Origin of the sequence: Streptomyces tibetensis (assembly GCF_007655005.1) — a bacterium.
In the GTDB taxonomy this organism is placed as follows: Bacteria; Actinomycetota; Actinomycetes; order Streptomycetales; family Streptomycetaceae; genus Streptomyces; species Streptomyces tibetensis.
In genome coordinates this window covers 19952-33220 of sequence record NZ_SZVW01000039.1, presented here as the reverse complement: position 1 = coordinate 33220, position 13269 = coordinate 19952, and the positions used below count along the sequence as shown (strand labels likewise).

Here is a 13269-nt window from a genome sequence, read left to right as displayed (position 1 = left end):
CCTCGACCGGCAGGCCCGGCCCCGGCCCTCCTCGACCGGCAGGCCCGGCCCCGGCCCGCCCCGGCCCCGGCGCCTCAGCCGCCGGGCAGCGCCCGCTCCACGATGGTGTCCAGGTCCGCCGTCCGCGGCAGCGTCCCGAAGGCGTGCCCCCAGCCACCTCCGAGCCGCGTCGCGCAGAAGGCGTCGGCGACGGCCGCCGGGGCGTGCCGTACGAGGAGGGAGGCCTGGAGGGCCAGCGCCATCTGCTCCACGAGACGGCGGGCCGTGGTCGGCGACGCCTCGGGCAGTCCCGTCTTGAGCCGCGTCACGGCCGAGTCCAGGCGGGCGTCCGCTCCCCGGGCGAGGGTGAGCTCGCCGAACAGGGCCTCGGCGGTGCCCGGTTCGCGGCTCAGTGCCCGCAGCACGTCGAGCGCGTTGACGTTCCCCGAGCCCTCCCAGATCGACAGCAGGGGAGCCTCGCGGTAGTGCCGCGGCATGCCCGAGTCCTCGACATAGCCGTTGCCGCCGAGGCACTCCAGTGCCTCCGCGGTGAAAGCCGGCCCCCGCTTGGTCACCCAGTACTTGCCGATGGCGGTGGCGATCCGGCGGAACGCGGCTTCCGAACCGTCCACATCGTCCCCCCGGATCGCCCGGTCGGCAGCCCCCGCCAGCCGCAGGGTGAGCGTCGTTGCGGCCTCGGACTCCAGGGCCAGATCGGCGAGAACGTTGCGCATCAGCGGCTGGTCCACGAGCCGTGCGCCGAACGCGCTGCGGTGGCGCGCGTGGTGCCCGGCCTCGACGAGGGACTTGCGCATCAGCGCGGCCGACATCATCACGCAGTCCAGCCGGGTGCAGTTGACCATCTCTATGATGGTCTTCACGCCCTGCCCCTCGGGGCCGACCAGCCAGGCCACCGTCCCGTCGAACTCGGGCTCGGAAGAGGCGTTGGACCGGTTGCCCAGCTTGTCCTTCAACCGCTGGATGCGGAAGGTGTTGCGGGTTCCGTCCGGCAGTACACGCGGCACGAGGAAGCACGACAGCCCGCCCGGAGCCTGTGCCAGGACGAGGAACACGTCGCACATCGGCGCCGAGGTGAACCACTTGTGCCCGCGCAGCGTGTACACCCCGGGCTCGGCCGTCGGTGTGGCTGCCGTGGTGTTCGTCCGGACGTCGGAGCCGCCCTGCTTCTCGGTCATCCCCATGCCCGCGAGGAGCCCGCGCTTCTGGGTGGGCTCCCGCAGGACCGGGTCGTACTCCCGGCTCGTCAGCAACGGCTCGTAGAGCTTCGCCAGCTCCGGCTGCTTGCGCAGCGCGGGGACGGCGGCGTAGGTCATCGACGTGGGGCAGCCGTGTCCGGCCTCGGTGTGCCCCCACACCAGTCCGCCGGCGGTCCTGACGACATGAGCGCCGGGCCGGTCATCCGCCCAGGGCGATGCGGCCAGTCCCTCCCCGATCGCCGTGCGCATCAGGTGGTGCCAGCCGGGGTGGAACTCCACCTCGTCGACGCGGTTGCCGTACCGGTCGTGCGTGCGCAGCTCCGGCTCGTGCCGGTTGGCCAGGTCGGCCCACTCCTGCGCCTGGGCGCTGCCGGCCCGCCGCCCGAGCCGCCGCAGGTCTTCCTCGGCCCACCCGGCGCCTTCCCGCCGCAGCCCCTCCAGCAGGGCCGTGTCGTCGGAGGCGTCGTAGGGGGTGAGGGGTGGGGCCTGGTTGGTGACGTCGTGCGTGGCGGATCCGCCGTGCGACGGCTGTTCGTCCGGTGTCGAGACCATGCTTCGAGTGTTGCACTCTGGCTACGGCCGCAGCAATCCTGCAACACGGAAATCCGCGGCGTACAGTCGTGACCATGCCGATGAACGTCCCGGCGCCGCCCGGCGCGCTCGATCTGCGCCCGCTGTCCGCGCGGTCGGTCGTCCTGAGCCTGCTCCTCGGCACACATCCCCCCGAACTGCCGGTCAGGGAGCTTTTGCGGCTCGTGGAGGGCTTCGACGTCGGCGGCTCCACCCTGCGGGCGGCGCTCAGCCGGATGGTGGCCGCCGGGGACCTGCGGCGCACCGACGGGGGCTACCGCCTCAGCGACCGGCTGCTGGAACGCCAGCGCCGCCAGGACGACGCCGTGCATCCGCGCACGCGCGCGTGGCACGGCGACTGGGAGATGGTCGTGATCACCGCGACCGGACGTGGCCCGGCCGAACGTGCCGACCTGCGCACGCGGCTGACCGCCCTCCGGCTCGCCGAACTCCGCGAAGGCGTCTGGCTCCGGCCCGCCAACCTCACCCGTGCTCTCCCCGGTGACCTGGGCCAGGTCGTCCAGCGCTACACGGCCCGCCCCGACCGCCCCTCGGGCGCGCTGGCCGAAACCCTCTGGCCGCTGGACGCCTGGTCCGCCACCGCCCGGGCTCTGCTCGCCCACATCGCGGGCTCGCCCCGCCCGGCCGACCGCCTGACGGCCTTCGCCGCCGTCGTACGGCACCTGCTCGCGGACCCCGTGCTGCCGCCCGGACTCCTGCCCGCCGGCTGGCCCGGCACCGAACTGCGCGCCGCCTACACCGCCTACCAGCGGGAGCTGATCGGGGAGGTCCGCGCACGCGTGCGCGGCACATGACGCGGACGGCCGTGCGCAGCGCCCGTCGGACGCTCCGCACGGCCGCCTTCACCGTGGGGGGACTGTCTGCCCGGGACTACCTGTAGGTGATGTCCGAGGTGGAGTAGAGGCAGTTCTTGCTGTCGGGTCCGGATCCGACAGCGGTGTTGTTGTTGTACTTCTGGCAGGGGACGACCTTGCGGCCGGAGTCGTTGCGGATCGTGATGTTCCGCAGGGTCGCCACGTCGTTGCGGTTGACGTTGATGCCGACGAGCCGCGCGGTGGAGCCGGTGCCGGTCACGTCGATGGTGTTGAGGTTGACCTTGCGGGTGTACTGCGTGGAGCAGTCACCGCAGGAGCGGTACAGCGTCTTGAACTCCTGCACCGCGAAGTTGGAGATGGTCAGGGTGCCGCCTCCGTTGTGCTGGAACACCTTGTCCGCGGCCTTCTTCGCACCGCCGCCGATCACCTGGTAGGTGGCACCGTTGCCGCCGCGGAAGGTGGCGGCGTCCTCGCCGACGTCCTCCCACCAGACGTTCTGCAGCGTGCAACTGCCCTCGCAGTGGATGCCGTCGGCCGCGGGGGCACCGAGGATGACGTTCTTCAGCACCGCGCCGTCGGCGAGCTTGAAGATCGGGTCCTGGCCCTCCTCCTGGCCGTCACCGGCCAGGGCGCCGGTGCCGTAGTACCGCTTCATCCCGTAGTCCTTGGTGCCGGACACGGAGATGGTGGAAGAGGTCCCCTGGCTGCCGTTGGGAGTCGGCCAGGTGGCGGCGCTCGCAGCGGGCGCGTTGACAGTCATGATCATGCCAACCGACAGGCCGAGTGCGGCCAGCGTGCCGGTCGTCGCGCGCCTGCGGGTGCGCGGACGTGTCGCAGAAGTCATTCCCGAGTCCTTCTGTCGTGGGGGCGGATGGGGGTCGGGGCCTTCCGGTGATCGTGTATTCCGTCGAGCTCTTAAGAGGCCAGGTGTACACATACATGAATGAAGTTCGTCATTCTGTTCACCATGCACACTGCACCTGCCCTCGCCCGTGCCGACGGGTCACACTGCTGAACGGAACGTAGAGGGCAAGCGCTTTCTAGTCAACGCCTCGTGCAGAACTGGTTCGGTCGCCGCTGGTCGCGGCGGCAGTCACGTGGGAGCGCTTCCATGGCGGCCATGTCCATGCCACCATGCCCGAACGGACGCCTCCCACGACGGAAGGAACCCGGACGTGCCTGCCACCCCCCACCTCAGGTCGAGGAGACCCCTGCGGTCGGTTCTCCTCGCGCTGGTCGCCGCGCTGTTGCCGCTGGTCGCGGCCACCGTGCTCACCGCTCCCGCGGCCGCCGCCGACGAGCCCACCCGCGGTTCCGCCCCCGGCCTCGCCCGCAAAGGGGCCGTACCCGCCGCGGCCCTCACCGAGGTCACGAACTTCGGTACCAACCCCAGCAACCTGCGGATGTACCTGTACGTACCGGAGAGCGTGACCCCGAAGCCGGCGGTCGTGGTAGCGGTGCACTGGTGCACCGGATCGGGCCCGGACATGTACAACGGCACCGAGTACGACACGCTCGCCGACCGGTACGGATTCATCGTGCTGTACCCGTCCGTCACCCGCAGCAGCAAGTGCTTCGACGTCTCCTCGCCCCAGGCCCTGCGCCGCGGCGGCGGCAGCGACCCCGTCGGCGTCAAGTCGATGATCGACTGGGTCACCCGCACCTACGACGCCGACACGGGCCGGGTGTTCGCCACCGGCATCTCCTCCGGCGCGATGATGACGAACGTCCTGCTCGGGGACTACCCGGACGTGTTCGCGGCGGGCGCCGCCTTCTCGGGCGTCCCGTTCGGCTGCTTCGCCACCACCGACGGCTCCGAGTGGAACAGCGCCTGCTCGGGCGGCACGGTCACCCGCACCGCGAAGGAGTGGGGCGATCTTGCCCGGGGCGCCTATCCCGGCTACACCGGCCCCCGGCCCCGCATGCAGATCTGGCACGGCACCGAGGACGACGTCCTGCGCTACCCCAACTTCGGCGAGCAGATCAAGCAGTGGACGAACGTGCAGGGCGTGAGTCAGACACCCACCAGCACCGACACGCCCCAGTCCGGCTGGACCCGCACCCGCTACGGCGGCACGGGTGACCGGGCTCCCGTGGAGGCCATCAGTCTCCAGGGCGTCGGCCACAACCTGTACGCCCAGGGCATGGCGTCCCGCGTGCTCACCTTCTTCGGCCTGGACGGCTCCGGCCCGGCTCCCCAACCCCAGCCCGGCGCCTGCCGGGTGAGGGCCTCGGTGAACGCCTGGAACACCGGGCTGACCGCCTCCGTGACCCTCACCAACACCGGCACGACGACCGTCAACGGCTGGAAGCTCGGCTTCACGCTGCCCGCCGGTCAGGCGGTCACGGGCGGCTGGGGCGCCACGTACGCGCCGTCGTCCGGGTCGGTCACCGCCACCAACGTGTCGTACAACGGCACCATCGCGCCGGGCGCCAGCGTGAGCTTCGGCTACCAGGCCTCTCACACGGGCAACAGTGCCGCCCCGGCCGCGTTCACGCTCAACGGAACGGCGTGCGCGGCCGGTTGAGGTGCCTCTGCGGGTGCCGGATCGGACGGCCGGATCGGACGGGCCGGATCGCGCCGAACGGATCGCACCGACCGGATCGCACCGGCCGGATCAGACCGACCGGTGGTACTGGTCCGGCACCCGTACCTCGCCGCCGAGTTCGCGCGCCGCGAGCCGTGCCCACGAGGGGTTGCGCAGGAGTTCGCGGCCCAGCAGGACCGCGTCCGCCTCCCCGTTGGCCAGGATCTTCTCGGCCTGCTCGACCTCGGTGATGAGCCCGACCGCGGCGACCGGCAGGGCCGTCTCGTTCTTCACCCGGGCGGCGAACGGCACCTGGTAGCCGGGGCCGGTGGGGATGCGGACGCCGGAGGCGTTGCCGCCGGTGGAGACGTCCAGCAAGTCGACGCCGTGGGCCCGCAGGTCGGCGGCGAAGCGGACCGTGTCGTCCGCGCTCCAGCCGCCGTCCTCCAGCCACTCGGTCGCCGAGATGCGGAAGAACAGCGGCTTGTCGTCCGGCCAGACCTCCCGTACGGCGTCGACGACTTCGAGGGCGAAGCGGGTGCGGTTCTCGTACGAACCGCCGTAGGCGTCGGTGCGGTGGTTGGAGTGCGGGGAGAGGAACTCGTTGATCAGGTAGCCGTGGGCGCCGTGGATCTCGGCGACCTCGAAGCCGGCGGCGAGCGCACGGCGGGCCGCGGTGGCGAACTGCCCGACGACGGACCTGATCTGGTCGACGGTCAGCTCGGCCGGGACCGGATGCCCGTCGTCGAAGGCGAGCGGGCTCGGGGCGAGCGCGTCCCAGCCGTGGGCGTCCGGGCCGACCGGCGCGCCGCCCTTCCAGGGGCGGTCCGTCGATGCCTTGCGGCCGGCGTGCGCGAGCTGGATCGCGGGCACCGTGCCCTGCGCGGTGAGGAAGCCGGTGACGCGGCGGAACGCCTCGACCTGTGTGTCGTTCCAGATGCCCAGGTCGTAGGGGGAGATGCGCCCCTGCGGGGACACCGCGGTCGCCTCGACGATGATCAGGCCCGTGCCGCCGGTGGCGCGAGCGGCGTAGTGCGCGAAGTGCCAGTCGGTGGGCGCTCCGGTCTCCGGGCCCTCCGGCGCCGCCGAGTACTGGCACATCGGGGGCATCCACACGCGGTTCGGGATCGTCAGCTCGCGCAGGGTGAAGGGCTCGAAGAGCGCGGTCACGGCGGACTCCATTCGTCACGGGGCCGATGTCGACTCGTACGATAGGCATCGTAGTACGGTGGATGTCAAACTACGAGGGTTCTCGTACTATGGAGTCCCCGAGGGAGTGGAGCCGCCGTGTCGTCCCCCGCAGTCAGCAGCCGTGACCTGCCGCATCCCGCGTGTGACGAGATCAGGCTGGAGGGGGTGCTGCATGCGCTCTCGGATCCGATGCGGTTGCGGATCGTGCGGGAACTCGCGGGCGTGACAGGGGAGTTGTCCTGTTCGGACTTTGAGCTGCCCGTCACCAAGTCGACCACCACGCACCACTTCCGGGTGTTGCGGGAGAGCGGGGTGATCCGGCAGGTGTATCGGGGGACGGCCAAGATGAACGGGCTGCGGCGGGACGAGCTCGATGAGTTGTTCCCGGGGCTCATGGCGGCGCTGCTCGATGCGGCTGCCCGGCAGGCCGCCTCTCCGGGCGACTGACGCGCGCCTCTAGACGACCTCGGCCCGAGCGGCTTCCAGGAGCGACCGCCAGTCGGGGAGTTTCACCACGCCCCTGCCCAGTGACGCACCCAGTGCCACCTCCGCCCGCTCGATCGACTGCCAGCCGGTCCATTCCACCGGATCGGTACCTTCCCCGCGCAGAGCGGGCAGGGGGTCGTCGGGCACCGTCTTCGCGGTGAGCGAGGGAGCGTCCTCCAGGAGGGACGTCGCCGTCTCCTTCGCGCAGGGGCGGTTCGTGCCGATGACGCCGGTGGGGCCGCGCTTGATCCAGCCCGCCACGTACTCGCCGGGAGTGACGAGGCCCTCGCGCAGGACGCGGCCGGACAGGTTCGGCACGGTTCCGGTGACCGGGTCGAACGGAAGGCCCTCCAGGGGGACTCCGCGGTATCCCACCGAGCGCAGGACCAGCTGTCCCTCGATGACCTCGTGCCGGCCCGTACCCGTCACGCCGCCGTGGCCGTCCGGAGCCGTGCGTTCGAACCGTGCGGCGGCCACGTGGCCCTGCTCGGCGAGGAGTTCGGCCGGGCGGAGGAAGAACCGGAGGTGGATGCGGCGTGGCGCGCCCGCCGGGGGTGTCTCCGCCCAGCCGCGCAGCACCTCCACGTTGCGGCGCTGGGGTGCGGGCAGCGCTGACGGGTCCGTGTACCCCGGGTCCAGGGCCAGCTCCGCCGGATCCACCACGAGGTCGGTCTCCGGCAGCGTGCCCAGTTCGCGCAGCTCCTTGGTGGTGAACCGGGCCTGGGACGGACCGCGCCGGCCCACCATGTGGATCTCGGTCACCCGGCTGTCCGCGAGGGTGGTCAGGGCCGCCTGGGGCATGTCGGTCGGGGTGAGCTCGGCCAGGCCCCGGGCCAGCATCCGCGTGACGTCCACGGCGACATTGCCCACGCCGACGACCACGGCCGACCGGGCGTCCCGCAGGAAACCGGCGTCCACGGCGTCCGGGTGGGCGCTGTACCAGGACACGAACTGCGTCGCCGACCAGCTGCCCGGCAGGTCCTCCCCGGGGATCCCCAGCCGCCGGTCGGTCGCGGCGCCCATGCAGTACACCACCGCGTGGTAGAGCTCCCGCAGCCGCGCGACGGTCACGCCGCCGGGGCCGACCTGCACGCCGCCGAGGAACCGGACCCGGTCGTGTTCGAGGACGGCGCGCAGGTTGTTCTGCAGCGACTTGATCTTCTCGTGGTCGGGTGCCACGCCGTAACGGACGAGGCCGTACGGGCACGGCAGCCGGTCCAGGACGTCGACGCGCACGTCGGAGTCCAGCTGGACGAGGCTCTGGGCGGTGTAGCACCCACTCGGCCCGGAGCCTACGACGGCGACTCGCAGCACGGCGGAACTCCTCACCCGGGGAACCGACGGATCTCAGGAGAGCGCTGACGCCTCCAGCATCGCACCCGTCGGGCTCCGCTGACAGGGTGCTGTGCTCCACCCGCGGCGCGTGTCCGATCTATAGGGAATGTGATCATGCGGTTACGTTCGGCATGTGCTGAAAGCAGCCTTTCTGAATCTTTCTGATCGCTCTCCGGCGGACGGTGCGGTGTCCGTGCGCCCCGCGTGGGAAGTGCGGGAGAACGAGGGCACGACGCGGTGGTTCGAGTTCCGGCTGGTGTTCGAGGACGGTGCCCGGATCGATGCGCTGGCCGTCGTGGGCGACGGATGCGTCTGCGTCGAGGAGATGCGCGCTCAGCCCGCGCTGTCCCTCGACGACCTGGCCGTGCTCGCCGACTTGATCGAGGAGTCGGTGGCGGAGGCGTGTGGGCCCGCAGCCGGGTCCGACGGATGCGAGGGCCAGGGGCGCCGTGCCAGGCCGTCCTGGCCCCGCGGGCCGGAGGGGCGCCGGCTGGTGGCACGGGAGTACCGCGCGGCCCAGCGGGACGGCGCCGACCCGATCCTCGCCGTGATGGGCGCGACCGGGCACAGCCGTCGCGCCTCCCTCCGACTGATCGGCCAGGCCCGGGACGCGGGCCTGCTGTCACCGCGCCGCGCCCGGCGCTGAACGGCCCCGACCGCCTCGGAATCCGGCGGCGGTCGCCGGCAATGCCGATTCCGGGCAGGTGGACCGAGGCCGTCGTGGTCGGCGTCGGCAACACGTCCGACGAGTGCACGCTCCGCACCCGCGACGGCAGGGAGATCTCACCCCGGATGACGGACGGCCGCGACCCGGCAAGGGCAGGGCCGGGCGACACACTGCGTGTGCTGCACGGCCCCGAGGGTGCAGCCGGCCCGTTGGAGGACGAGGACACGGAGGTGCATCTGGACCCCGGCGCGTACCGAGGGACGATCGGCGGCCTGGCGGCCTGGCGGCGCTGACCGTCGCGGCAGGTACGTGGGGCTGCGCGCGGCTGAGCCGAGGGGGAAGACAGGCGCCACACAGCGGGTGGGAAGACGAGCTCAGCTTGCCGCTGATCCTCCCCATATCGCTGCGGCACGACCGGTACGAGCGCGCTCACCCGCTTCCGCCCCCGACGAGCGCTGGGATGCCGCAGGCGCAGCGACCGGGGCGGTCATGCTCACTCCGCCCCGAGAACCGTCGCAGTCAGTCACCGGCGACCATGAAGAACAGCTCAAAGCATGTTCCGCATCCGCGTGATCTCGCTCGTCTGCTGTGCGATCACCTCGTCGGCCATCTCCTCGACGCGGATGTTGTTGCCCTGCCCCTTCACGTCCGTGGCCATGGTGATCGCGCCTTGGTGATGGGTCGTCATCAGGGTCAGGAAGAGGTGGTCGAACGCCTGCCCGTCGGCGGCGCGGAGCTTCTTCAGCTGGGCCTTTGTCGCCATGCCCGGCATCGTGGTGTGCTCGTGCCGCTCGGCCTTCAAGGGCTTGCCGTACGACTTCAGCCAGCCCTTCATCGCCTCGATCTCGGGCTTCTGGCCGGCGGCGATGCGCTCGGCGATCCGCTTCACGTCCTTCGACTCGGCGCGTCTCGGGACGAGTTCGGTCATCACCAGCGCCTGGGCGTGGTGCTCGATCATCATGCGGACGTAGGAGACGTCGGCGGAGTTGGGGGAGTCGTTCTCCGAGCGCCGGTCGGTGGCCTCCTCGGCGGACAGGGTGCGGTTCGCCTCGCCGGGCTCACCCGGCGCGATCACGGAGGGCCCGTCCGCGGTGGCCGGCTTCCGGTCCGGACCGGAGTCACAGCCCCCGGTCGCGAGCACGGCCAGGGCGACCAGCCCCGTCGTGACGGCGGACACCCGGGACGCGCGGCGGAACAGCACAACGACCTCCTGTGGCAAGCGGGTTGGAAGCACCTGGAGTTGCGGACGGCGCACTGGCACGCTTCCGCGGGTCATTGATCAGAAAACTTCATTGCGATTCTGTTGCCCCCTGTTGGTATGAGCATGGCGAAGACGATACTGCGTGGTGCGTGAACCGTTCCGCAGCGAACGGAACCAGGGAGGAAAACAGTGATCCTGTTGAACGACCGCAGAACACGCCGCAGACGCCTGGGAGTTGTGGCAGCCGCCGGTGGACTGCTCGCCGCGCTCCTCACCGCCTCACCGGCAGGGGCCATCCCCGACCCGGGGGACGCGCCGACCGCGCCGAAGAAGGTCTCCAAGAGCGCCCAGGCAGAGGTCCGAGAGGCCATCGAGAGCGGCGAAATACCCGGACAGGACGAGATCGTCCACTCCGACAACATCAAGCACCTGGCCCAAGTCCCCAAGGACGTACTGAAGGGCACGAACTCGGACCTCGCCTTCCAGGGCAGGTACGCGTTCGCGGGCAACTACGACGGCTTCCGCATCTTCGACATCAGCAACCCCAAGGCGCCGAAGACCGTCGCCCAGGTGCTGTGCCCCGGCTCGCAGAACGACATTTCCGTCTCCGGCGACCTGCTGTTCCTGTCCACCGACTCCTCGCGCAGTGACAGCAGTTGCTCCAGCACCACCCAGCCGGCGACCGAGAAGTCCTCGTGGGAGGGCATGAAGGTCTTCGACATCAGCGACAAGCGCAACCCGAGGTACGTCGCGGCCGTCGAGACCGCCTGCGGCTCGCACACCCACACGCTGGTGCCCGAGCGGCGCAATGTGTACGTGTACGTCTCCTCGTACTCGCCGAACGCCGCCTACCCGGACTGCCAGCCGCCGCACGACGGCATCTCCGTCATCAAGGTGCCGCGCAAGGCGCCCGAGAAGGCGAAGGTCGTGGGCTTCCCCGTGCTGTTCCCGGGTGAGGGTCCGGACGGCGGCGGCAACCCGGGCGGACCCACCAACCCGGGCGTGTCCAAGACCACCGGCTGCCACGACATCACCGTGCTGCCCTCGAAGGACCTGGCCGCGGGCGCCTGCATGGGCGACGGCATCCTGTTCTCCATCAGGGACCCGGAACGCCCGAGGGTCATCGACCGCGTGCAGGACAACGTGAACTTCGCGTTCTGGCACTCGGCGACCTTCAACCAGAAGGCGAACAAGGTCGTCTTCACCGACGAGCTGGGCGGCGGTGGCGCGGCCACCTGCAACGCGGAGATCGGCCCGGACCGTGGTGCCGACGGCATCTACGACATCGTCGGCAAGGGCGACAAGCGCAAGCTCGTCTTCCGCAGCTACTTCAAGATCCCCCGCCACCAGGCGGACACCGAGAACTGTGTCGCCCACAACGGCTCGCTCATCCCGGTCAAGGGCAAGGACATCATGGTCCAGGCCTGGTACCAGGGCGGCGTCTCCGTCTGGGACTTCACCGACTCGGCCGAGCCGAAGGAGATCGCCTACTTCGACCGCGGCCCGTTGACCACCGACGTGATCCAGACGGGCGGCTCGTGGTCGGCGTACTACTACAACGGCTACATCTACTCGAACGAGATCGCCCGGGGCTTCGACGTCCTGAAGCTCGACGACCGGCGCACCGACCCGGCCCGCCGGGTCCACCAGCGTGAGCTCAACGTGCAGACACAGCCGGACTACTTCGACTGATCCCCAGGGTCGCACTCCGGTGCGGCCCCGGTCGCGAAGAACCGCGACAGATCCCTGTCGCCCCTCCCGCCGGAAGCTGCGGTTTCCGGCGGGAGGCCCAGCTCCCGGTCGAGCCGGTAGCGCTTGAACAGCTCGGCCCGCAGCACCGGCACCGGCATCGGCGCCCCCGGCACCAGGGCCGCGTACACCGCGCCCATCAGCAGGGCGCGCATCATCGGGTAGTCGCTCTCGACGTCCGGCGACCCGTGCCGGGCCATGGTGTCCCGCAGCAGCTCGGCCAGCCGCCGCTGCTCCGGGCACTGCATGAAGCCCTCGGCCTGCAGGATCCCCGCCATGTGCTGGCGCATCAGCACGGGTTGGTCCCTGGCCAGGCCCAGGATCGCGTCGATGGCCCGGGCCATCCGCTCCCGGCCGTCCTCGGTGCGCGGCTCGCGCTCCAGCGCCTCTTCCAGCGTGCGGTGCATCAGCCGGTGCACCGCGGACTGCACCAACTGCCGCTTGCCGGGAAAGTAGTACGACACCAGGCCGCGGGCCGACCCCGCCCGGTCGGCGATGTCGCCGAGCGTGGTCGCGTCGTAGCCGCGCTCGCTCACCAACTCGACCGCCGCCTGCAGGAGCCGCTCACGGGAACGCCGCCGCAACTCTTCGTTCACCGAGGCGCTACGCGGAGACATGCTGCAACTCCTGTGTTGACTGGCTGCCAGCCAACTATACTCGGAGGAGTCCGGCCACGACCTGTCAGGTCCGGCCGGTGATGCCGTCTGCCTCGGGCGACGCGGGGGATCGTCCGAGGCGGGCGAGCAGTCGGCCCTGGTAGTGGCCTTGGGCTACCTTCCGGCGGCGCCCAGGCACCTCCTGCGGGCGGCGGGTCGGCTCAGCTCACCAGATCCAGGACCGGCCTCAGCCCGTCCGGCCGGTCGGCCGCCGGCAGGTGGTCCACGAAGTGCACCCCGCATCCCAGCGCGGCGGCGCCGCCGTCCGCCCGGCGGTCGTCGCCGACCATCAAGGTCGTGCGCGGATCGGCGCCGAGCGCCTCGCAGGCGGTGGCGAACAGCCGCGGGTCGGGCTTCTGAACGCCGTGCTCGAACGACAGGACGTACGCGTCGATGTAGGGATCGAGGCCGTGCGCGCGGAAGACCGGCCGCAGGTCCCAGCCGATGTTGCTGACCACCCCGACCGGAACGCCCCGCTCCCGCAACGTGCGCAGCACCTCGACGGCGTCCGGGTACGGGGACCACGCGGCCGGGGCCATGTGGCGGTCGTACAACGCGTCGTACAGCGCCGGGTCGGGCAGCGGGACCTGCCGGGACAGACCGGTGTAGGCGGCCCGGTGCAGGGCGGCGCTCCGGTCGCGGATCAGCCAGGCGTCCGCCAGTTCCTCCGGGACCCGTGCGGGATCACCGCCGCCGGGCAGCGCCCCGACCGCCTCCAGCGCCCGTACCGCGGCGGCCAACTCGGCCTCCGCGAGCCGGACATCGGTCCCGGCCAGGGCGCCCCGCAGCCAGGAGTCGGTGGACTCGACGCGGAAGAGGGTTCCGGAGAAGTCGAAGAGCACGGCCGTCATGCG

General features: G+C 71.1%; 13 protein-coding genes. 6 read left to right on the top strand and 7 right to left on the bottom strand.

Annotated features, from left to right (window positions below):
* Positions 1–74: 74 nt before the first annotated feature.
* The gene (locus FDO69_RS40475; protein WP_104789157.1) at positions 75–1748 is read right to left on the bottom strand and encodes an acyl-CoA dehydrogenase family protein; all 1674 of its coding nucleotides are present in this window, start codon (positions 1746–1748) and stop codon (positions 75–77) included.
* A gap of 74 nt (positions 1749–1822) precedes the next feature.
* Between FDO69_RS40475 and FDO69_RS40470 the strand changes: the two genes are divergently transcribed.
* Entirely contained in the window at positions 1823–2581 is a 759-nt protein-coding gene (locus FDO69_RS40470) for a PaaX family transcriptional regulator C-terminal domain-containing protein (RefSeq protein WP_104789161.1), read from the top strand.
* Between the two features lie 76 nt (positions 2582–2657).
* Here FDO69_RS40470 and FDO69_RS40465 read toward each other — a convergent pair whose 3' ends face one another.
* A complete protein-coding gene (locus FDO69_RS40465; RefSeq protein WP_104789155.1) occupies positions 2658–3446 on the bottom strand; it encodes a pectate lyase in 789 nt (262 codons plus the stop codon).
* Positions 3447–3777: 331 nt separating this feature from the next.
* On the opposite strand from FDO69_RS40465, the gene FDO69_RS40460 reads away from it, so the two are divergent.
* Entirely contained in the window at positions 3778–5130 is a 1353-nt protein-coding gene (locus FDO69_RS40460; RefSeq protein WP_104789152.1) for an extracellular catalytic domain type 1 short-chain-length polyhydroxyalkanoate depolymerase, read from the top strand.
* 90 nt (positions 5131–5220) lie between these two features.
* Here the strand turns inward: FDO69_RS40460 and FDO69_RS40455 are convergent, their stop codons facing one another.
* A complete protein-coding gene (locus FDO69_RS40455; RefSeq protein ID WP_104789159.1) occupies positions 5221–6300 on the bottom strand; it encodes an NADH:flavin oxidoreductase/NADH oxidase in 1080 nt (359 codons plus the stop codon).
* Positions 6301–6417: 117 nt separating this feature from the next.
* Between FDO69_RS40455 and FDO69_RS40450 the strand changes: the two genes are divergently transcribed.
* Positions 6418–6768 carry an ArsR/SmtB family transcription factor gene (locus FDO69_RS40450; RefSeq protein ID WP_104789150.1) on the top strand — a complete coding sequence of 117 codons (351 nt, stop codon included), beginning with the start codon at positions 6418–6420 and terminating at the stop codon, positions 6766–6768.
* 9 nt (positions 6769–6777) lie between these two features.
* Here the strand turns inward: FDO69_RS40450 and FDO69_RS40445 are convergent, their stop codons facing one another.
* A complete protein-coding gene (locus tag FDO69_RS40445) occupies positions 6778–8121 on the bottom strand; it encodes an FAD-dependent oxidoreductase (protein WP_104789148.1) in 1344 nt (447 codons plus the stop codon).
* A 208-nt stretch (positions 8122–8329) separates the two neighbouring features.
* On the opposite strand from FDO69_RS40445, the gene FDO69_RS40440 reads away from it, so the two are divergent.
* Together FDO69_RS40440 and FDO69_RS40435 are read left to right on the top strand one after the other, a co-directional pair.
* A complete protein-coding gene (locus FDO69_RS40440) occupies positions 8330–8788 on the top strand; it encodes a DUF6214 family protein (RefSeq protein ID WP_104789146.1) in 459 nt (152 codons plus the stop codon).
* A gap of 41 nt (positions 8789–8829) precedes the next feature.
* Positions 8830–9102 carry a hypothetical protein gene (locus FDO69_RS40435; RefSeq protein ID WP_104789144.1) on the top strand — a complete coding sequence of 91 codons (273 nt, stop codon included), beginning with the start codon at positions 8830–8832 and terminating at the stop codon, positions 9100–9102.
* 254 nt (positions 9103–9356) lie between these two features.
* On the opposite strand, the gene FDO69_RS40430 is transcribed toward FDO69_RS40435, so the two are convergent.
* Positions 9357–10010, bottom strand: a complete 654-nt coding sequence (locus FDO69_RS40430; RefSeq protein ID WP_104789142.1) for a DUF305 domain-containing protein — start codon at positions 10008–10010, stop codon at positions 9357–9359.
* A 189-nt stretch (positions 10011–10199) separates the two neighbouring features.
* Here FDO69_RS40430 and FDO69_RS40425 point away from each other — a divergent pair, with 189 nt between their 5' ends.
* The gene (locus FDO69_RS40425) at positions 10200–11702 is read left to right on the top strand and encodes an LVIVD repeat-containing protein (RefSeq protein ID WP_104789140.1); all 1503 of its coding nucleotides are present in this window, start codon (positions 10200–10202) and stop codon (positions 11700–11702) included.
* On the opposite strand, the gene FDO69_RS40420 is transcribed toward FDO69_RS40425, so the two are convergent.
* Both FDO69_RS40420 and FDO69_RS40415 read right to left on the bottom strand, forming a co-directional pair.
* Entirely contained in the window at positions 11690–12376 is a 687-nt protein-coding gene (locus tag FDO69_RS40420) for a TetR/AcrR family transcriptional regulator (protein WP_104789138.1), read from the bottom strand. The two genes, FDO69_RS40425 and FDO69_RS40420, sit on opposite strands and share 13 nt — an antisense overlap.
* Before the next feature lie 200 nt (positions 12377–12576).
* Positions 12577–13266, bottom strand: coding sequence for an HAD family hydrolase (locus FDO69_RS40415; protein WP_104789136.1), 690 nt, complete (start codon positions 13264–13266; stop codon positions 12577–12579).
* Between the last annotated feature and the right edge of the window lie 3 nt (positions 13267–13269).